19 protein-coding genes and 1 pseudogene are annotated in these 19,441 nt (G+C 58.6%); 13 read left to right on the top strand and 7 right to left on the bottom strand.

The window, feature by feature from the left end; all coding sequences use genetic code 11:
* Positions 1 to 5 precede the first annotated feature (5 nt).
* Positions 6 to 368 (bottom strand): YnfA family protein, encoded by a 363-nt coding sequence (locus tag CWM54_RS04435; protein ID WP_162493261.1) that lies wholly within the window; start codon positions 366 to 368, stop codon positions 6 to 8.
* 108 nt (positions 369 to 476) lie between these two features.
* On the opposite strand from CWM54_RS04435, the gene CWM54_RS04430 reads away from it, so the two are divergent.
* Both CWM54_RS04430 and speG read left to right on the top strand, forming a co-directional pair.
* Positions 477 to 818: a DUF1283 family protein gene (locus CWM54_RS04430; RefSeq protein ID WP_061154695.1), complete on the top strand. Its 342-nt coding sequence runs from the start codon at positions 477 to 479 to the stop codon at positions 816 to 818.
* Between the two features lie 78 nt (positions 819 to 896).
* Positions 897 to 1,457, top strand: coding sequence for a spermidine N1-acetyltransferase (speG, locus tag CWM54_RS04425; protein WP_008805012.1), 561 nt, complete (start codon positions 897 to 899; stop codon positions 1,455 to 1,457).
* Here speG and CWM54_RS04420 read toward each other — a convergent pair.
* Positions 1,451 to 2,161: a YnfC family lipoprotein gene (locus CWM54_RS04420; protein WP_100696139.1), complete on the bottom strand. Its 711-nt coding sequence runs from the start codon at positions 2,159 to 2,161 to the stop codon at positions 1,451 to 1,453. The two genes, speG and CWM54_RS04420, sit on opposite strands and share 7 nt — an antisense overlap.
* A 101-nt stretch (positions 2,162 to 2,262) precedes the next feature.
* Here CWM54_RS04420 and CWM54_RS04415 point away from each other — a divergent pair, with 101 nt between their 5' ends.
* From CWM54_RS04415 to clcB, 6 genes and pseudogenes are all read left to right on the top strand, one after another.
* On the top strand, positions 2,263 to 2,532 hold the full coding sequence (locus CWM54_RS04415; RefSeq protein ID WP_008805014.1) for a DUF1161 domain-containing protein: 270 nt from the start codon (positions 2,263 to 2,265) through the stop codon (positions 2,530 to 2,532).
* Between the two features lie 165 nt (positions 2,533 to 2,697).
* A pseudogene (gene ynfE, locus CWM54_RS04410) lies at positions 2,698 to 5,055 on the top strand (selenate/tellurate reductase subunit YnfE); the annotation flags it as partial.
* Between the two features lie 10 nt (positions 5,056 to 5,065).
* The gene (locus CWM54_RS04405) at positions 5,066 to 5,683 is read left to right on the top strand and encodes a DMSO/selenate family reductase complex B subunit (RefSeq protein ID WP_100696135.1); all 618 of its coding nucleotides are present in this window, start codon (positions 5,066 to 5,068) and stop codon (positions 5,681 to 5,683) included.
* Between the two features lies 1 nt (position 5,684).
* Positions 5,685 to 6,542, top strand: coding sequence for a DmsC/YnfH family molybdoenzyme membrane anchor subunit (locus tag CWM54_RS04400; RefSeq protein WP_100696133.1), 858 nt, complete (start codon positions 5,685 to 5,687; stop codon positions 6,540 to 6,542).
* A 41-nt stretch (positions 6,543 to 6,583) separates the two neighbouring features.
* Positions 6,584 to 7,192 carry a Tat proofreading chaperone DmsD gene (gene dmsD / locus CWM54_RS04395; RefSeq protein WP_008805018.1) on the top strand — a complete coding sequence of 203 codons (609 nt, stop codon included), beginning with the start codon at positions 6,584 to 6,586 and terminating at the stop codon, positions 7,190 to 7,192.
* Between the two features lie 133 nt (positions 7,193 to 7,325).
* Positions 7,326 to 8,621 (top strand): voltage-gated ClC-type chloride channel ClcB, encoded by a 1,296-nt coding sequence (gene clcB / locus CWM54_RS04390; protein WP_100680149.1) that lies wholly within the window; start codon positions 7,326 to 7,328, stop codon positions 8,619 to 8,621.
* Here the strand turns inward: clcB and bioD are convergent.
* The 3 genes from bioD to CWM54_RS04375 form a co-directional block, all read right to left on the bottom strand.
* Positions 8,574 to 9,269, bottom strand: coding sequence for a dethiobiotin synthase (gene bioD, locus CWM54_RS04385; RefSeq protein ID WP_061154702.1), 696 nt, complete (start codon positions 9,267 to 9,269; stop codon positions 8,574 to 8,576). The genes clcB and bioD overlap by 48 nt on opposite strands.
* A 127-nt stretch (positions 9,270 to 9,396) precedes the next feature.
* Complete coding sequence (mlc, locus tag CWM54_RS04380; RefSeq protein WP_044649713.1) at positions 9,397 to 10,617, bottom strand: sugar metabolism global transcriptional regulator Mlc; 1,221 nt, start codon at positions 10,615 to 10,617, stop codon at positions 9,397 to 9,399.
* Between the two features lie 124 nt (positions 10,618 to 10,741).
* Positions 10,742 to 11,644 carry a LysR family transcriptional regulator gene (locus CWM54_RS04375; RefSeq protein ID WP_100680148.1) on the bottom strand — a complete coding sequence of 301 codons (903 nt, stop codon included), beginning with the start codon at positions 11,642 to 11,644 and terminating at the stop codon, positions 10,742 to 10,744.
* A gap of 130 nt (positions 11,645 to 11,774) precedes the next feature.
* Between CWM54_RS04375 and CWM54_RS04370 the strand changes: the two genes are divergently transcribed.
* Positions 11,775 to 13,025, top strand: coding sequence for an MFS transporter (locus CWM54_RS04370; protein ID WP_008805023.1), 1,251 nt, complete (start codon positions 11,775 to 11,777; stop codon positions 13,023 to 13,025).
* Between the two features lie 30 nt (positions 13,026 to 13,055).
* Here the strand turns inward: CWM54_RS04370 and CWM54_RS29160 are convergent, their stop codons facing one another.
* Positions 13,056 to 13,148 carry a KPN_01571 family protein gene (locus CWM54_RS29160; RefSeq protein ID WP_004206050.1) on the bottom strand — a complete coding sequence of 31 codons (93 nt, stop codon included), beginning with the start codon at positions 13,146 to 13,148 and terminating at the stop codon, positions 13,056 to 13,058.
* Between the two features lie 225 nt (positions 13,149 to 13,373).
* On the opposite strand from CWM54_RS29160, the gene CWM54_RS04365 reads away from it, so the two are divergent.
* From CWM54_RS04365 to CWM54_RS04350, 3 genes are all read left to right on the top strand, one after another.
* On the top strand, positions 13,374 to 14,861 hold the full coding sequence (locus tag CWM54_RS04365; protein WP_100696132.1) for a carboxypeptidase M32: 1,488 nt from the start codon (positions 13,374 to 13,376) through the stop codon (positions 14,859 to 14,861).
* Positions 14,862 to 15,036: 175 nt separating this feature from the next.
* Complete coding sequence (asr, locus tag CWM54_RS04360) at positions 15,037 to 15,456, top strand: acid resistance repetitive basic protein Asr (protein WP_043875352.1); 420 nt, start codon at positions 15,037 to 15,039, stop codon at positions 15,454 to 15,456.
* A 937-nt stretch (positions 15,457 to 16,393) separates the two neighbouring features.
* Positions 16,394 to 17,206: a trypsin-like serine peptidase gene (locus tag CWM54_RS04350; RefSeq protein WP_165785881.1), complete on the top strand. Its 813-nt coding sequence runs from the start codon at positions 16,394 to 16,396 to the stop codon at positions 17,204 to 17,206.
* Here CWM54_RS04350 and CWM54_RS04345 read toward each other — a convergent pair whose 3' ends face one another.
* Positions 17,207 to 19,363: a putative bifunctional diguanylate cyclase/phosphodiesterase gene (locus tag CWM54_RS04345; protein WP_100696128.1), complete on the bottom strand. Its 2,157-nt coding sequence runs from the start codon at positions 19,361 to 19,363 to the stop codon at positions 17,207 to 17,209.
* Here CWM54_RS04345 and CWM54_RS29465 point away from each other — a divergent pair.
* Positions 19,323 to 19,412 carry an ArsR family transcriptional regulator gene (locus tag CWM54_RS29465; RefSeq protein ID WP_407028635.1) on the top strand — a complete coding sequence of 30 codons (90 nt, stop codon included), beginning with the start codon at positions 19,323 to 19,325 and terminating at the stop codon, positions 19,410 to 19,412. The two genes, CWM54_RS04345 and CWM54_RS29465, sit on opposite strands and share 41 nt — an antisense overlap.
* The last annotated feature ends 29 nt before the right edge of the window (positions 19,413 to 19,441 follow it).

Genomic DNA, 19,441 nt, shown 5'->3' with positions numbered 1-19,441 from the left:
CGAGCTCAGGCCCGACCCCAGCCCGCCACGATGATCAGCATGCCGCACAGGGCGATGATCGCCCCGGCCCAGTCGTAATGGCTGAGCTTGACGCCATCCACTACCCGCAGCCAGAGTAAGGCGGTACAGACGTACACCCCACCGTAGGCGGCATAGACCCGCCCGCTGGCGGCAGGATGGAGCGTCAGGAGCCAGACGAACAGCGCCAGCGCCAGACCGGTGGGGATCAACAGTAGCGGCGTGGCCCCGCGCTTTAACCATAACCACGGCAGATAGCAGCCGATGATTTCGCACAGGGCAGTGGCAAAGAACAATAGCGTTGTTTTGAGCATTAAAAGATTCGTAAATGAGACAAAGCGTTGAACCATTCTACGCGATAATAGCCCTTTCCCTACGCTGTTTTGTCGGCTATGCCCGGCATAAGAGCTGTAGTAAACTTAACCTGAGGATTAACCCATCACTTAAAGGAAATCGTGATGAACATGACACTGAACAAACGCTGGTGCCTGACCGCCATTCTGGCGTTAAGCGCCGTGGTCTATACCTCCAGCTCCTTCGCCGCCACCGACCGGCTGGTGATTGAATCTGGCGACAGCGCGCAAAGCCGTCAGCAGGCGTCGATGGAAAAAGAGCAATGGAACGACACCCGCGGCCTGCGCCAGAAGGTCAATAAGCGGGCGGAAAAAGAGTGGGACAAAACCGATGTCGCCTTCGACGCGCAGGATAACTGCCAGAAAAGCGCCAACGTCAACGCCTACTGGGAGCCGAACACCCTGCGCTGCCTTGACCGCCGCACCGGCCGGGCAATCAATCCCTGATCCGCTTCCTGTCAACGCTGGCGCCTGCGGGCGCCGCCTTTCACAACGCTCTGTTCAGCTTTAACCACAGGATTACCCATGACTGACGCGCTACACGTCAAACTCCGCCCCCTCGAACGGGAAGATTTGCGCTTTGTCCACCAGCTCGATAACAACGCCAGCGTCATGCGCTACTGGTTTGAAGAGCCGTACGAGGCCTTCGTTGAGCTCTCCGATCTGTACGACAAACATATTCACGATCAAAGTGAGCGTCGCTTTGTGATCGAATGCAATGGCGATAAAGCCGGGCTGGTGGAGCTGGTTGAAATCAACCATGTGCACCGCCGGGCCGAGTTCCAGATCATTATCTCACCGGACTTCCAGGGAAAAGGCCTTGCCACTCGCGCGGCGCGGCTGGCCATGGACTACGGTTTTACGGTTCTTAATCTGTATAAGCTGTATTTAATTGTCGATAAAGAGAATGAAAAAGCGATCCATATTTACCGCAAGCTCGGCTTTATCGTCGAGGGTGAACTGATCCATGAATTTTTCATTAACGGCGAGTACCGCAACACCATCCGCATGTGTCTGTTCCAGCACCAGTATCTGGCCGAACACAAAACCCCTGGTCCGGCCCTGCTGAAGCCGACGGCTCAGTAATAATCAATGTGGTTCTTGATGGTGTAGTGGCGAGTCAGCGGCGGCTGCACGCTTTCATCAATAACCTGCAGCTCACAGCTCAGCGGATTGTCGTGGCGATCGTAGTCGCAGGTCTGACGCACCGTGCCCAGCGTGCGTTCGTTGAAGGTGCTGATGGCGGTATAGTCCATTTTCTTGCGCGGATCCTTCGACGGCGTGGAGGCGACGGTAAATTGCTCTTCTTTGGCGGTGGTGGTTTTTCCCAGCGGATAGCCATCGCTGTCATAGCGGTAGGTGGCGGTGGTCTCTTTGCCGCGGGCACTGATAATAAAACCGTTATCATCCGTCTCCCAGCTCACCCCGGTGGCAGGCATCTCTGCCAGCTGACACTTGCCCTGCAGGCGCAGTCGCTTCTCGTGGGTGCGCCCATCGACGTAATAGTTGGCATCCAGCAGCAGCGTGGCGCCGGTATTGTTCTCCACATCTTCCAGGGTCAGCAGATCAAAACATCCCTCTTTTGACAGCTGAGCGCTCACCTTTTTGACCACCACATCGTGTTCATCCAATAGCGTCTGGCTAAAATCTTTCACCGGCCCGCGCAGCGGATCGAACTCAAACTCATTGGAAAAACTCGCCATCTCGGGGGTGAAGGCTTCCGGGGCGCTTTTGCGGTCGCACGCCGTCAGCAGCAGCGCTGCCGGGATCAGCCAATACAATCTTTTCACAGGCGATTCCTTTTGTGTACATCAGATCATATTAGCAAATACAATTGTTTACACCAGTTCTGCTATGCTTAATTCTGGATAACATCGATAAGGAGTGTAAGATGAAACTATCCCTCTGGACAGGCGCCGCGCTACTGCTGTGCTCCACGACCGTGCTGGCGGCCCCCGACTCTTGTGAACGGGTTAAAAGTGACATCCAGCAGAAGATCATCAACAATGGCGTACCGGAAACTGCCTTCAGCCTGGCCATTGTGCCAAACGATCAGGCAGACCAGCCCGGGGTTCAGGTGGTCGGCCATTGCGCCAATGACACCTTCAAAATCACCTATACGCGTAACAGCGACAGTCCCGCCGAAAACGACGCTCAGTAAGACCTCTTCGGTTTCAAATGAAAGATCTTATCCCTGCATTGACCAGGGATAAGATCGGCTGGCTACCCATAACGTATTATCGCTCACCCCTGCGTCTGTTAATGACGTGGCGGCCCTTCTCCGCACAGCATAACTATCATGGAGTGAGCAATGTCGAATCAGGAATCCGCCGGCGGGCTGACCCTGCCCTTTACACTGCGCAGCGCCGCGGCAGCAGTACAACAGGCTACCGGCGACAACACCCGCGTCGTCTGGGGCGCCTGTTCGGTCAACTGTGGCAGCCGCTGCGCCCTGCGGCTGCACGTGCGTGATGATGAAGTGGTTTACGTCGAAACGGATAACACCGGCGACGACCGCTACGGCGACCACCAGGTCCGCGCCTGCCTGCGCGGGCGCTCGATTCGTCGGCGCATCAATCACCCGGATCGCCTTAACTATCCCATGAAGCGCGTCGGTAAACGCGGGGAAGGCAAATTTGAACGCATCAGCTGGCAGGAGGCGCTGGATATCCTCGCTGACCGTCTGAAAAGCACCGTTGCCCAGTATGGCAATGAAGCCGTGTACATTAACTACTCTTCGGGGATCGTCGGCGGCAACATCACCCGTTCGTCGCCTTCAGCGTCGCCGGTAGCGCGGCTGATGAACTGCTACGGCGGCTCGCTTAACCAGTACGGTACCTACAGCACCGCACAGATTGCCTGCGCGATGCCCTATACCTACGGCAGCAACGACGGCAACAGTACTTCGGATATTGAAAACAGCAAGCTGGTGGTGATGTTCGGCAATAACCCAGCGGAAACCCGGATGAGCGGCGGCGGCATTACCTGGTATCTGGAGCAGGCTCGCGAGCGCTCTAACGCGCGGATGATCGTTATCGACCCGCGCTACACCGATACCGCTGCCGGTCGGGAAGATGAGTGGATCCCTATTCGTCCCGGCACGGACGCCGCGCTGGTCGCCGGTATCGCCTGGGTGCTGATAAACGAGGGGCTCGTCGACCAGCCATTCCTCGACAAATACTGCGTTGGCTACGATGAGAAAACGCTGCCGGTCGGGGCGCCGGCAAACGGCCACTACAAAGCGTATATTCTTGGCGAGGGCGACGACGGGATCGCCAAAACGCCGCAGTGGGCCTCGCGTATTACCGGCATCCCCGCCGATCGCATCATTAAGCTGGCGCGCGAAATCGGCATGAGTAAACCGGCTTATATTTGCCAGGGCTGGGGACCGCAGCGCCAGGCCAACGGCGAACTCTCCGCCCGCGCGATCGCCATGCTGCCGATCTTAACCGGCAACGTCGGCATCAACGGCGGCAACAGCGGCGCCCGCGAATCAACCTACACCATCACTATCGAACGTCTGCCGGTGCTGGAAAATCCGGTGAAGACCGCCATCTCCTGCTTCACCTGGACCGACGCCATCGCTCGAGGCCCGGAGATGACCGCCACCCGCGACGGCGTGCGCGGCAAAGAGAAGCTGGATGTGCCGATCAAGTTCCTGTGGAACTACGCGGGCAACACCATCATCAACCAACACTCCGACATCAATAAGACCCACGAGATCCTGCAGGACGAAAGCAAGTGCGAAACCATTGTGGTTATCGACAACTTTATGACCTCGTCGGCGAAATACGCCGACCTGCTGCTGCCCGATCTGATGACCGTTGAGCAGGAAGATATTATTCCCAACGACTATGCCGGCAATATGGGCTATCTCATTTTTATCCAGCCCGCTACCTCGGCGAAGTTCGAACGCAAACCGATTTACTGGATCTTAAGTGAAGTCGCGAAACGACTCGGCGACGACGTGTACCAGCGTTTTACCGAGGGGCGCACTCAGGCGCAGTGGCTGCAGCATCTGTATGCCAAAATGGTGGCGAAAGACCCCGCGCTACCTGGCTACGACGACCTGAAGCAGATGGGCATCTACAAGCGTAAAGATCCGAACGGCCACTTCGTCGCCTATCGCGACTTCCGCCGCGATCCTGAAGCGCATCCGCTCAAAACCCCGTCCGGCAAAATTGAAATCTACTCCAGCCGGCTCGCCGAGATTGCCGCCCACTGGCAGCTGGAGAAAGACGAAGTTATCAGCCCGCTGCCGGTCTACGCCTCCACATTTGAAGGTTGGGACGATCCACTGCGCGGCCAATATCCGCTGCAGCTGTTTGGTTTCCACTATAAAGCGCGCACCCACTCCAGCTACGGCAACGTCGATGTATTACAAGCGGCCTGTCGCCAGGAGGTGTGGCTCAATCCGCTTGATGCGGAAAAACGCGGGATTAAAAACGGCGATATGGTGCGCGTCTTTAATCAGCGCGGCGAAGTCCGTCTTCCGGCGAAAGTGACGCCGCGCATCATGCCGGGCGTGTCGGCGATGGGCCAGGGCGCCTGGCACGACGCGAATATGGCCGGAGACCGGATCGACCATGGCGCCTGCATGAATACGCTGACCACCCACCGCCCATCGCCGCTGGCGAAGGGGAATCCACAGCATACCAACCTGGTCGACATAGAGAAGGTTTAAGGAGTAAACCATGAGCACGCAATATGGATTCTTTATCGATTCCGCTCGCTGTACCGGGTGTAAAACCTGCGAACTGGCCTGTAAGGACTACAAGAATCTCACCCCGGAGGTCAGCTTCCGTCGCATCTATGAGTATGCCGGCGGCGACTGGCAGGAGGACAACGGCGTCTGGCAGCAGAATGTGTTCGCCTACTACCTCTCCATCGCCTGTAACCACTGCGAAGATCCGGCCTGCACCAAGGTCTGCCCGAGTGGGGCGATGCACAAGCGCGACGATGGTTTTGTGGTGGTCAACGAAGCGGTGTGCATTGGCTGCCGCTACTGCCAGATGGCCTGCCCGTACGGCGCCCCGCAGTACAACGCCGACAAAGGTCATATGACCAAGTGCGACGGCTGTCACGAGCGCGTCGCCGAGGGGAAAAAGCCGATCTGCGTCGAATCCTGCCCGCTGCGGGCGCTCGATTTCGGGCCGATTGCCGAGCTGCGCGCCAAGCACGGCCAGCTGGCCGCAGTGGCCCCGCTGCCCTCGGCGCATTTTACCAGGCCGAGTATCGTTATTAAACCTAACGCCAATGCCCGGCCGTGTGGCGATACCACCGGTTATCTGGCAAATCCAAAGGAGGTGTGAGATGGGAAGCGGATGGCATGAATGGCCGCTGGTGCTGTTTACGGTACTGGGGCAATGCGTGGTCGGCGCGACCCTCGTCAGCGGGCTGGGCTGGCTATCGCTGACAGATCAGCGCGAAGCGCAGCAGCGGCTGGTGCGCAGCATGTTTTTTATCTGGCTGCTGATGGGCATCGGTTTTCTTGCTTCAGTGATGCATCTCGGTTCGCCGCTGCGGGCGTTTAACTCGCTGAACCGCGTCGGCGCCTCGGCGCTGAGCAATGAAATCGCCAGCGGCGCCTTGTTCTTCGCCGTGGGAGGATTCTGGTGGCTGCTCGCGGTAGTGGGCAAAATGCCGGCGGCGCTGGGTAAAGTCTGGCTGGTGATCACCCTGCTGTTGGGGCTGCTGTTTGTTCTGGCGATGACCCGGGTTTACCAAATCGATACTGTGCCAACATGGTACAATGGCTACACTACCAGCGCGTTCTTCCTGACGGTGCTCCTCAGCGGGCCGCTGTTCGCCGCCCTGCTGCTGCGGCTGGCGAAAGTCGACTTTAACGGCTGGTTTTTTGCCGGGCTCAGCGTGGCCGCGCTGGCGATCAGCGCCGCCGTTATCATTATGCAAAGCGCCGGGCTCAGCACCATTCACAGTTCAGTCCAGCAGGCAGCCACCCTGCTGCCAGATTACGGCACACTCCAGGCGTTACGCCTGATACTGCTGGCTCTCGGTCTTGGCTGCTGGCTGTGTCCGCTGATCCGCCGCCAACCGCCGCGCGCTACGGGGCTGCTGATCGGCCTGCTGCTGGTCCTGATCGCGGAATGTATTGGTCGCGGCCTGTTTTATGGTCTGCATATGACCGTCGGTATGGCGGTTGCCGGTTAATGAGACGGCGCGCTGGCGCGCGCCGCAGAAAGGAATAAGTAATGATGCCGATCCCAAACCGCGACGCTGTCGCGTTAAGCGCCCGCACCCTGGGCGCGCTGTTCTCTTATGCGCCGAATAGCGCGCACATTGCGCCGCTGGTCGCCGCCTTCCAGGACGGCAGCTGGCAGCAACAGTGGCCCTTCCCGGTAACCGCCCCACTGGCGTCAGCCTTTGCCGCGTCGACGGAAGAGTCATTACCAGAAGCCTGGCAACGCCTGTTTATCGGCCCGTGGGCCCTGCCGGCGCCGCCATGGGGATCCGTCTGGCTGGATAAAGAGTCAGTGCTGTTTGGCGATTCCACGCTGGCCCTGCGCGAGTGGATGCGCACGAACGGCATCGCACTGGACGCCGAGCGTAACGAACCGGAAGATCATTTCGGCACCCTGCTGCTGCTGGCGGCATGGCTGTGCGAGACGGAGCAGGATGCGTTGTTTGCCCAGCTGCTGGCCTGGCACCTGCTGCCGTGGTCCGGGCGCTTCCTGAGCGTCTTTGTCGACCATGCCGCCCACCCCTTCTACCAGGCGCTGGGTCAGCTGGCGCAGGCAACGCTGGCGCAGTGGCAGGAGAATCTGCCGATCGCCGTGGCGGAAAAAGCGCTCTATCGTTAACCCTTCACCGCGCCGGTATCCGGCGCGGTTTTATTTCGTCGCTTCCCAGCCCCTCACCCGCACTTATCGCTTTTGCATCTAAGGTTATTCCCTATCACAATAAGGCCATGTTTTCCGAACCTCGCCGTAACTGATGCACCGTCTTCATCCCTATCCTGATGTGCAGGTGATGTTTCGCCGCCTGCTGATCGCCACCCTGATTGGCCTTCTCGCCGCCCTGGCGGTGGCGCTGTTTCGCCATGCGATGGTGGTGCTGGAAACGCTGTTTCTTGGCAATGACAGCGGGAGCCTGGTCAACGCGGCGCAGTCGCTGCCGGCGTGGCGGCGGCTGATTACCCCGGCGCTGGGCGGCCTGGCGGCAGGGACACTTCTCTGGCTGTGGCAGCGACGCAGCATCGCGCGCCCGCATGCCGCCACCGATTATATGGAAGCCCTGGAGACCGGCGACGGTTGCTTCGATACGCCGGCAAGCCTGGTGAAATCGCTGGCGTCATTGCTGGTCGTGGTCACCGGCAGCGCGATTGGCCGGGAAGGCGCCATGATCCTGCTGGCCGCGCTGGCGGCGTCGCTGTTCGCCCGCCGCTTCACGCCGCAGACTGAATGGAAGCTGTGGGTCGCCTGCGGCGCCGCTGCCGGGATGGCCAGCGCCTATCATGCCCCGCTGGCCGGCAGCCTGTTTATTGCTGAAATTCTCTTTGGCACGCTGATGCTGGCCTCGCTCGGGCCGGTCGTTATCTCGGCGGTGATCGCCCTGCTGTTGACGCAGTTTCTCAACGGCGGCGCCACGCCGCTGTACCACGTCGTCCTGCAGCAAAACCTCAGCGCGCTGCACTATGGTTTAATGCTGGCGACTGGCCTGCTGGCCGGGGTATGCGGCCCGCTGTTTATCTGGCTGATGGACTACAGCCACCGTGGCTTCGTCAAACTGAAACTGGCACCGCCGTGGCAGCTGGCGCTGGGTGGGCTGATTGTCGGCAGCTTATCGCTCATCACCCCGGCGGTGTGGGGCAACGGCTACAGCGTGGTGCAAAGCTATTTGCAGGTGCCGCCGTCTGGCCTACTGCTGGCCGGCGTTTTCCTGTGCAAACTGCTGGCGGTGCTGGCCAGTAGCGGCTCCGGCGCGCCGGGCGGGGTCTTTACCCCCACGCTGTTTGTCGGCCTGGCGATGGGCATGCTATTTGCCAGCGTCAGCGGGCTATGGCTACCCGGGAATGAAGAGATGGCTATGATGATCGGTCTAACCGGCATGGCGGCGTTTCTGGCTGCCACCACCCATGCGCCAATCATGTCGACCCTGATGATATGTGAGATGACCGGGCAGTATACGCTGCTGCCCGGCCTGCTGATCACCTGCGTGGTGGCGTCGGTGCTGTCGCGGACGTTACGCCGGGATTCGATCTATCGCCATCACGTTGCCGAGCATGTCTAAGTCGACATAGCGGCTCAGCTCACGCTGTTCGGCGCGCGGCAGGTACGGCAGCTCGCCAATCAGCGGCGCCGGCAGCTTCTTGCTGAGGACATCGATGATTTCGGCGTAGTGCGCCAGACCGGGGTTGATGCGGTTGGCCACCCAGCCGATCAGCGGCAGTCCGTCATTGGCGATCGCCTGGGCCGTCAGCAGCGCATGGTTGATACACCCCTCCTGGATCCCCACCACCATCAGCACCGGGAGCTGCTCCTGTACCACCCATTCGGAGAGCGGGCGCAGGTCGTTCATCAGGCTGCGCCAGCCGCCGGTACCTTCAACCACTACGTGATCGACCTGGCCGGCCAGTCGCTGCAAACCATCCGACAGCAAACCATAGTTGATCGGGCAGCTGTGCGCCACGCTGCTTTCGTCTTCGCTTAACGCTATGGGATTGACAGCTTCATACGGCAACGCCAGCGTGGAGACGCTCTGCAGCACCAGCGCGTCTTTGTTACGCAAACCGTCTGGCGTCTCTTTGCTGCCCTTCGCCACAGGCTTGTACCCGGCCACGCTTTTGCCTTTGGCAGCAAGTGCCTGCAACAGCGCACGGGAAACCACTGTCTTCCCGACAGAGGTGTCTGTACCTGTAATAAAGAAACGCTTAAACATCACTAACCCCACAGTTTTGTCGATGAAATATACGGGAGAGAAATAATCAACAGTGGGCAAAGTCTACGTGATGCCGCCAGAGGTCGGCTTGAGATAGCGCAATTTTTGGTGCGACTATGAAAAAATGTTAACCCTGTAACAGTCGTATGAGTAAGGATCCGTTATAGAGCGCATCCTTGACCAGCGCCGCGCCAGCCATCGTGCCGCGATTGGAAAACTGGGTGCTTTCAACCGCGATATGCTGGCTGTAGGCCGGGAGTGATTGTTGCCGAATGCAGCTGGAAATTGCCGGAAAAAGGATATCTGCCGCCAGATTAAACGGCGAGCCAATCAGAATTTTCTGCGGGTTAAACAGATTGACCATGATCGCCAGAATCCGGCCGACGTGGTTACCCACGCCGCTGATAATGTCTCTGGCCAGCAGATCGCCCTGCAGCGCGGCCTGGCACAGCCACTCCACGCTCAGCGGACGCTGGTGCAGCAGCGAGCTCATCGACTGGGCCATTCGCATCTGCGCCAGCTCCAGCACGCTCTCTACGCTGGCAATGGTTTCCAGACAGCCATGGTTGCCGCAGTAGCAGCGCTTGCCATAGGGATCGACCTGAGTATGGCCGATCTCCACCAGGCTGCTGCTGCCGGCATGCAGCAGGCGCCCGTCGGTGATAACCCCGGCGCCGACGTTATGATCGATAACCACCTGGATGACGTCCCGGGCGCCGCGCGAGGCGCCGAACAACGATTCCGCCATAGTCCAGGCGCTGATGTCATGCTGAATATAGACCGGCACCCCGGTATGGTTAGCCAGCACATCGCCCAGCGGCACATCTTTGACATCCTCATAAAACGGCATGCGATGAATAATGCCATTTTCGGTATCAATAATACCCGGCATCGTCATGGCGATGGAGGTGAGACGTTCCAGCTTCTTCTGGTGACGAATAAAGAACCGATCGATGTGGTCAATAATGCGCGTCAGAAACGGCGTGCTGTCGGTGAGGGCCAGCTCCAGCTGATCCTCCACCACCAGCTGACTGCTTAAATCACGCAGCGAAAGGTGGATCTCGCCGCGGCTGACGCGCACCGCGAGATAGTGCCAGGCCTCGGTTTCCACCATCAACCCTACCGCCGGGCGGCCACGGCTGCCGGGCTCCTGGATCTCCGTCTCCTGCACCAGATGCGCTTCCAGCATCTCACGGACAATCTTGGTGATGCTGGCGGGAGCCAGTTGCGCAAATCGGGAGAGGTCGATACGCGATACCGGGCCGAGCTGATCAATCAGGCGATACACAGCGCCCGCATTGGTCTGCTTAATTTGATCGATATGGCCTGGTTGACTATCCGCTACCACCATTGACTCCCTTTATTTTCGCGCTTCGAAATAAACTTTCGGCTATGGTGAAGCACTTCGATGGTGAACGTCAAATTTTTACTTAGCCTTGTGATTTACCGCACATTTCCAGCCCCTTTTCGCCTCAATTCTGCTCGGTTTTCCAGGCCAGCAGCGACTCGCGAAAGCGTTTTGCCAGCGCCCCCTGTTCATGATGTTTCGACCACACCAGCCACATCTCCGAGACCGCATCCTGTTCGTCGATCGGCAGCCAGCGCATTTCACTGAGCTGTACGCGCTGAAAGGAGGCCGGCAGGATAGACACCCCCAGTCCGGCGGCCACCAGACCAATAATGGTCATCGCCTCCCCCACCTCCTGGGCAATCACCGGCGTATGGCCGTAACGACGCAGCAAGCCGAGGATATCGTCATACAGGCCGGTACCCACGTGCGGGTCGAAAAAGACGAAGGGTTCGCGCGCCAGCGCCGCCAGGCTGACCGAGGGCTGGCGGGCCAGCGGATGGTCGGCCGGGACCATCGCCAGCAACGGCTCGCGCAGCACTCGTTCCCATGCCAGGGTGTCCGGCAGTTGGGTATTGCGCAGCAGCCCCAGATCGAGAGCCCCCTCGCTCAGTGGCACAATCTGTTCGCGGGTGTTGGTCTCGCGGGTCAAAATATGCACATCCGGGTAGCGCTGACGAAACATCGACAACGTATCGGATACCGCCTTGATAAAGGGGGCCGAGGAGGTAAAGCCGATACGCAGTTCGCCAGTTTCACCGTGATGCAGACGCGCAGCGCGGGCGGCCGCGTCATCCACCTGGGCAAGAATTTGTCGGCTATCGGCGAGAAACTGCTTTCCAGCCGCCGTCAGGCTGACGCTGCGATTGGTGCGCGCGAACAGGCGGGCGCCGGTCTGCTGCTCGAGGATCTGAATTTGCTGGCTTAACGGCGGTTGAGAAATATTCAGTCGCGCAGCGGCCCGGCCAAAATGTAATTCCTCGGCGACGGCGACAAAGTAGCGCAGATGACGCAACTCGATATTCATATTTAAAACGTCTTATTTGAGATTATTAATATATTAGACAGAATATTTACATTTTCATACCCTAAAAATGTGAGCTGAATGGTCACAACATTCTGTTGGTAAGCAGCAACTTCTACGCAAGGAATTCTCTGTGAGTCGTACAACAACCGTTGACACCGTGCCGGCGGGCGAGGTCAGCGTCGCTGGTGCATCCCGCCCGGATCAGTTTATTAAGCGCGGCACCCCGCAATTTATGCGCGTCACCCTCGCGCTGTTCTCCGCCGGTCTGGCCACCTTTGCTCTGCTCTACTGCGTGCAACCGATCCTGCCGGTGCTGTCGAACGAGTTCGGCGTATCGCCGGCCAGCAGCAGTATTTCACTCTCCATTTCCACGGCGATGCTGGCGGTGGGCCTGTTGTTTACCGGCCCGCTGTCCGACGCCATCGGGCGCAAGCCGGTAATGGTCACCGCCCTGCTGCTGGCCGCCTGCTGCTCGCTGCTGTCGACCATGATGACCAGCTGGCACGGCATCCTCATTATGCGCGCCCTGATCGGCCTGTCGCTGAGCGGCGTGGCGGCGGTCGGCATGACCTATCTGAGTGAGGAGATCCACCCCAGCTTCGTCGCCTTTTCGATGGGCTTATATATCAGCGGCAACTCTATCGGCGGCATGAGCGGCCGCTTGCTGACCGGGGTCTTTACCGATTTCTTCGGCTGGCGCGTGGCGCTGGCGGTGATCAGTGGCTTCGCGCTGGCCGCGGCCATCATGTTCTGGCGCATTCTGCCCGAGTCGCGCCATTTCCGCTCGACCTCGCTGCGACCGAAAAACTTGCTGATCAACTTCCGTCTGCACTGGCGCGACCGCGGTCTGCCGCTGCTGTTCGTCGAAGGTTTTCTGCTGATGGGCGCTTTTGTCACCCTGTTTAACTATATTGGCTACCGCCTGATGATGTCGCCGTGGTCGCTAAGCCAGGCGGTGGTAGGCCTGCTGTCGGTCGCTTATCTCACCGGCACCTGGAGTTCACCGAAGGCGGGCGCCATGACCGTACGCTTTGGCCGCGGGCCGGTGATGCTCGGCTTTACCGCTGTCATGCTCTGCGGCCTGCTGCTGACGCTCTTTTCTTCCCTGTGGCTTATTTTCATCGGCATGCTGCTGTTTTCCGCTGGCTTCTTCGCCGCGCATTCCGTCGCCAGCAGCTGGATTGGCCCACGCGCCCGCCGTGCCCGCGGTCAGGCGTCATCGCTGTATCTGTTCAGCTATTATTTGGGTTCAAGTCTTGCGGGAACGTTAGGCGGAGTGTTCTGGCATCACTACGGCTGGAATGGCGTCGGTGGGTTTATCGCGCTGCTGCTCCTTGCCGCGCTGTTGACCGGCACCTGCTTACATCAACGACTGAAATAGTCGTGTGTGACGTGGCCTGCGGGCCACGTTTCACCACATGCCCATAATAGAAGACAAGCCCATCAGCTCTCTGACGGCATCAACGGACAGTAGTGCAATAAACAGCCAGGTGAACGGATTCATAAACCACCCCCGAACCTCCAGACCTGCGTTATAGATCACAGTTTAGTTCCGATATGTTACCGTTTTCTGCAATATTGCTCACAGAGTCACTTTTTTTTCTTTCCCGCTCGGGCTGACGTTTTTCCGGTCCTCCAGCGCACAATGCTCGACCCGCCAGGCGTATCAGGATAGTGTAGAAGCATACCGATAATCTGTTCATTCACCTGTCACGGACCGAACGCCACTATGACTGAAAATACGCCTTATCAGCAGCTTACCCGTACCTTTCAGCGCCTGTCGCGCTTTTCGCATCTCTCCGCCATCGCTGGCTGGGATATGTTTGCGATGATGCCTCCGGGTGGCAGCGCCGCCCGAGGCGAAGCGCTGGCGGAGCTCGGCGTGCTGCAGCATCAGATCCTGACCAAAAAAAAAGTGGGCCAATGGCTGCAGGAAGCCCGCCAGCAGGACCTCAATGACGTCGAGCAGGCCAACCTGCGTGAAATGCAGCGTCAGTACGATCAGGCCGCGCTGCTGCCGGAGAGCTTGGTGGAGGCAAAATCCCTTGCCGGCAGCCGCTGTGAGCATGCCTGGCGCAGCCAGCGTCCCGCTAACGACTGGGCTGGCTTTGCCGACAATCTTCGCGAGGTGGTCAAGCTGAGCCGTCAGGAAGCGCAGATCCGCGCCGAGGCCAGAGGCGGCTCACGCTACGACGCGCTGCTCGATATTTTCGAACCAGATATGACCAGCGCCCGGCTGGATAGTCTGTTTGCCGACCTCAAGTCCTGGCTGCCTTCCCTCCTGCGGCAAGCGGTCGATAAGCAAGCGACGCAAACATTACTCGCCCCGCAGGGGCCTTTCCCGATTGCCGATCAGCGCGAGCTGGGCCTGCAGGCCATGCGCATCCTCGGCTTTGACTTCGACGGCGGGCGCCTCGACATCAGCGCCCACCCATTCTGCGGCGGCGTCCCCCAGGATGTGCGTATCACCACCCGCTACAATGAAAACGACCTGCTCAGCGCCCTGTTCGGCGTGATCCACGAAACCGGCCATGCCCGCTATGAGCAGAATCTGCCTCGCCCGTGGGTCGACCAGCCGGTAGGACTCGCCCGCTCCACCGCTATCCACGAGTCGCAGAGCCTGTTTTTTGAAATGCAGCTGGGACGTAGCGAGCCTTTCCTTAACCGCCTGTTACCGGCGGTGCGTGAGCGCTTTGGCGATCAACCGGCCTTTAGCAGCAATAACTTTGTCGCCTGGAATCAGCGGGTGAAACCGGGCTTTATTCGCGTCGATGCCGATGAGGTCAGCTACCCGGCGCATGTGATCCTGCGTTATGAAATTGAACGCGCGCTGATTGACGGCGAGATTGAAGTAGATGATATCCCATCGCTGTGGGACGAGAAGATGCAGCACTGGCTGGGGCTGTCGACCACCGGCAACTACCGGGACGGCTGTATGCAGGATATTCACTGGACCGACGGCGGATTCGGCTATTTCCCTTCCTATACGCTTGGCGCGATGTATGCCGCCCAGCTGATGGCCGCCGCCCGGCGCGCGCTGCCGACGTTAGACCGCGATATTGCGGAGGGAGATTTCAGCGCCCTGTTCGACTGGCTGCGGCAGAATATCTGGCAGCATGGTAGCCGCTTCTCCACCTCGCAGCTGATCCAGCAGGCCACCGGCGAGGATCTTAATAGCCGCTACTTCCGCGAACACCTTACCGCCCGCTATCTGTGATCGTGCGCGCCGGGTTGCCCGGCGCGTCCTTCCACTCCCCACGGCCAGGCGTGTTGTACATTCGGTTACACGCCGATACCAAACACTCACGGAAAGCTCGAAAAGACAAGCATATAGTGATTTCACCGGCCCCGCAGTGGGGTTGAAATTAAGAAAACTTTTCGAGGATATCAGAATGAAAAAAGTATTAGCTCTGGTCGTTGCCGCTGCTATGGGTCTCTCTTCCGCCGCTTTCGCTGCTGACGCAGTAAGCACCACTCAGGCACCGGCTGCTACCCACAGCACTGCTGCCAAGACCACCCATCATAAAAAACACCACAAAGCCGCGGCAAAACCAGCTGCAGAGCAGAAAGCTCAGGCTGCCAAAAAACACAAAAAAGCAGAAGCTAAACCAGCCGCTGCCCAGAAAGCCCAGGCCGCTAAAAAACACAAAAAAGTAGAAGCTAAACCCGCTGCTCCGCAGAAAGCTCAGGCGGCTAAAAAGCACCACAAAGCTGCGGCTAAACCGGTAGCACAGAAAGCGCAGGCTGCGAAAAAACACCACAAAACCACTAAACACCAGGCCGCGAAACCTGCTGCACAGCCGGCAGCATAATTCCTCCCGGTGAACTAACCTTCTTAATAATCGGCGCTGTTTCAGCGCCGTTTTTTTCTGGAGAGCACTATGCTGCGGCGCTATCGTTTTGAGCTCATCCTGATCCTGTTAATCATTTGCGCAGTGGTTGCTACCCGCTTTTTCCTCTATTAATCATTTCCACCACGCTCTCATTTACTGCTTCTGCCGCCTTTGCAGAAAAATAAATACCGTACGGCGATCGCTGAAGACACCTTCCCGCTTCTCATTACCCCGAATTTCCTGCGGCACAAAAAATGCCCGGCGCCCGAAGACGCCAGACCCTGTAATCATAAACTAGCGCGCGCCGGCCACCTCGCGGTGACCAGACGCTTCACAGTACGCGCACCGCTTCCATCACCAGATAACCGGTCGCGCCCCAGATAGCGACTGAGACCAGGGAAACATAAACCAGTGCGCGAATACCTTTTTTAGACATATACCCTCCCAACGTCGGGGAAATAGAATTCAGGCTATCATCGCCGGTATTACCTCTCTATTTACTCAACGGCGGAGTGACGGTAACAACGTTTTCGGTGAGAAAATGTTTCGCATTGAAAATAATTACGAGAGGCGTAAAGAAGTGCGAATTCTGGTGAAGTTTTGGCGGGCAAGCGCGTTATTTTCAGCGAATCGCTGGCAAACCAGGAATAATCTTAATGTCCGATTGGTGAATTATTCACCGGGTTCAGTACGTTCTGATACACGAATTTTGTTGCGTCGGACGTCGCTTTCTGCGGAAATAGCTAAAGCAATCAGCTGGCATTAACCGTTTGAAATCAGACGGTTTTGCCAGCGGCAGCGTCAGCCCGCCTCGCCTGATGGCAGCGGTTTGGTCTGATTAGAATTATTGTTTACTTTCAAAAACTTAAATCTCCTGCTACTGTCAATAGACATCATAGCCTCCCCAGAGAGTGATATGCGTAGAGACGTTCTGTTATTGCTGTGTTCATTTTATCTGTTACCTCTGGGCGCACATGCCGATGATAGCGGACTGAGCGCCAAAGATATTAAGACGCTGTTCTTCGGCCATGATGACCGAAAAGCGGTCAGTCACCCCGAGGAAAGCCCGTGGGATGCGATCGGCCAGCTGGAAACCGCCAGCGGCAATCTGTGCACAGCGACGCTTATCTCCCCTCACCTGGCGCTGACCGCAGGTCACTGTCTGTTGACGCCTCCGCGCGGCAAACCGGACAAAGCGGTTGCTCTGCGCTTTATTTCGCGCAAGGGCGGCTGGGTATATGAAATTCACGGCATTGAAGGGCGAGTGGATCCGGCCTTAGGTAAGCGCCTGAAGGCCGATGGCGATGGCTGGATCGTGCCCTCCGCCGCGGCGCCGTCAGATTTTGGCCTGATCGTACTGCGCTATGCTCCCTCGGGCATCACGCCGATCCCACTCTTCCCGGGTAGCAAGGCCGATCTCACCGCTGCGCTGAAGGCAGCGGACCGGAAAGTGACCCAATCGGGATATCCGGAGGATCATCTGGATAATCTGTACAGCCATCAGGATTGCATCGTGACCGGCTGGGCGCAAAACAGCGTGCTGTCGCATCAGTGCGATACGCTGCCAGGTGACAGCGGGTCGCCGCTGCTGTTGAAATCGGAGGACGGCTGGCAAGTGATCGCCGTGCAGAGCTCCGCTCCCGGCCCGCAGGATCGCTGGCGGGCAGACAACCGCGCCATTTCGGTTACCGGCTTTCGCGATAAGCTGGAAGCGCTGGCCGGAGAGTAATCACCCCTGCTGCTGACGCCGCTGCAGCAGGTCGGCGATCGGCATCGGTTTACTGAAATAGTACCCCTGAAGCCGGTCGCAGCCGGCCCGCCGCAGCAGCGCCAGCTGTTGCGGATCCTCCACCCCTTCCGCGACCACCGTCATTCCCAGCGCGCGGGCTATCCGCACCGTCCCGCGCACCATTTCTGCCGCCTGCTCATCACGCTCCACCCGCCCGGCAAGAGATTTATCGATTTTAAGACTGTCGAAGCGAAAGCGGCGTAAATAGCCAATGCTCGAATAGCCGGTACCGAAATCGTCCAGCGCCACGGCGATGCCCTGGGCCTTCAGATTTTCTACCACCGCCAGCGAACGCTCCGGATTTTCCAGCACATAGCTCTCCGTCACCTCCACCTGCAGGCGCGACGGCGGAAAGCGGCAAGCAGCGACGGTCTTCATTACCCGGTTTTCAAAGGCCGGGTCGCGAAATTGCGCCGGCGAGATATTCACCGACAGGAGGAGATCGTCCATCGGTTGCAGATCGCTGCAGGCGCGTTGCAGGACAAACTGCCCGAGGGCATCGATCAGGCCGCTGCTCTCGGCAATACTAATAAATGCGTCCGGCGCCAGCGCCCCCTGCGGGCGTCGCGGCCAGCGCAGCAGCGCCTCCACGCCAATCATCGCCAGGGTATCGGCATCAACCACCGGCTGATACCAGACCTCAAATTCATCCTCCTCCAGCCCCTGGCGGATGCCATTCTCAATCGTCATCTGATGGCGGCGCACGGCATCCAGCGCATCGTCATACCAGGCCGTACGACCTTTGCCGCTCTTCTTGGCATGGTACATAGCGATGTCCGCCCGGCGAAACAGCTCGGTACTGGAGCATTCCGCCGGAGCGCCGCTGGCGATGCCAATGCTGGCGCCGATATAAATTTTGCGTTTGCTGAGCGTCACCGGCGCTTTCAGCAGCTCCAGCGCTGCCCAGGCGAACGCCGCCGCCCGGTCAATCGCTTTTGCGCCGCTCACCGCCATGGCGAACTCATCCCCGCCCATTCGCGCCAGCATGGCCCCCGCCGGTACCCGCGTCTGTAGGGCGCTGGCAATATGGCGGATCAGGGCGTCGCCGACATCATGACCATAATTATCATTGACGTCCTTAAAACCATCCAGATCGATAAACACCACGCATTGAATGTCGTGTTTCCCCGTCTCGCATACCTGACTTAACCGCAGCAGAAGCGCTCGCCGGTTAGGCAGACGGCTCAGCCAGTCAATCATGGCTATCTCCCGCGCCTGACGTTCGCCGCGCGCCAGCTTATACATGCCCAGACTGCTAAAAAGGATAAACAGCAGGATCAGGCTGGCCGCCACACCAGCTATCAGTCGCATACTGCCTGACGAGGCCTGCGCCGCTTCGGCTCCGGGCAGGCGTGGCTGCCAGGCCAGGTATCCCAGTACCTCACCCGCCTGCGTTCGCAGCGGAATACGGTAGGCGCCGGGGCCCTCGGCGAGATGCAGATGGCTTATCTGGAAGGTGTCGCCCAGGCGTTCCAGCAACTGGGGGTTGATATGCCGGGTAATCACCAGATAGCGCCGCGTCGCATCAAATACCTGAAGCCGAGCTGTCGTCGGGCGTATCAGGCCGATACCGACAAAGGCGATCCCGGCCTCCGTGCGGGTGATACCGGCAAAGGCGTTTTTTCCCTCACGCAATGCCTGCGCATGATAGTGGATCAGACTGGTCAGGCCAGCCCCAAGAAATGAGAGGTCGGTCCGGGGCATGACCTGGCTCTGAAAGGCGCCCCACAGGATGCGATAGTGTTCGTCCAGGACAAAGGTACCATCGTACAGATTATTGATTTTAAAGCCTGACCCCCACGAGTCGTACAGCCATTTCTGATCCAGCGAGGGCGCGTAAGTCTGCGTGACCGCATCGTCCCAGATGGCATTATCCAGAACCAGCGACAGCACCCGATTGACCGAGGTCTGCACGGCCCCTTCCACCGAGAGGACTGACCGCTGCTGGTCAATTTCATTGGATTTACTGGCAATGAGGTGTTGCGAAAGATAAAGCAGGGAAATGACCGACGCGGTGAGTCCGAGGCCGGCGAGAAAAATCATTATCGACAACGTCCTGGCGGAAGGAATTTTCCGCCAGCCGAAAGCATTGAACATGCGCAGTCCTCATCGTCACCGGACACAAACTCAGCGGGGCCGGTCTTGAGATAAGCATACTACAGAGGACCTGTTTTG

It is taken from the genome of Klebsiella sp. D-Nf1 (assembly GCF_002810515.1).
Taxonomy (GTDB): domain Bacteria; phylum Pseudomonadota; class Gammaproteobacteria; order Enterobacterales; family Enterobacteriaceae; genus Klebsiella; species Klebsiella variicola.
This window is presented reverse-complemented; position numbering and strand designations above follow the sequence as displayed.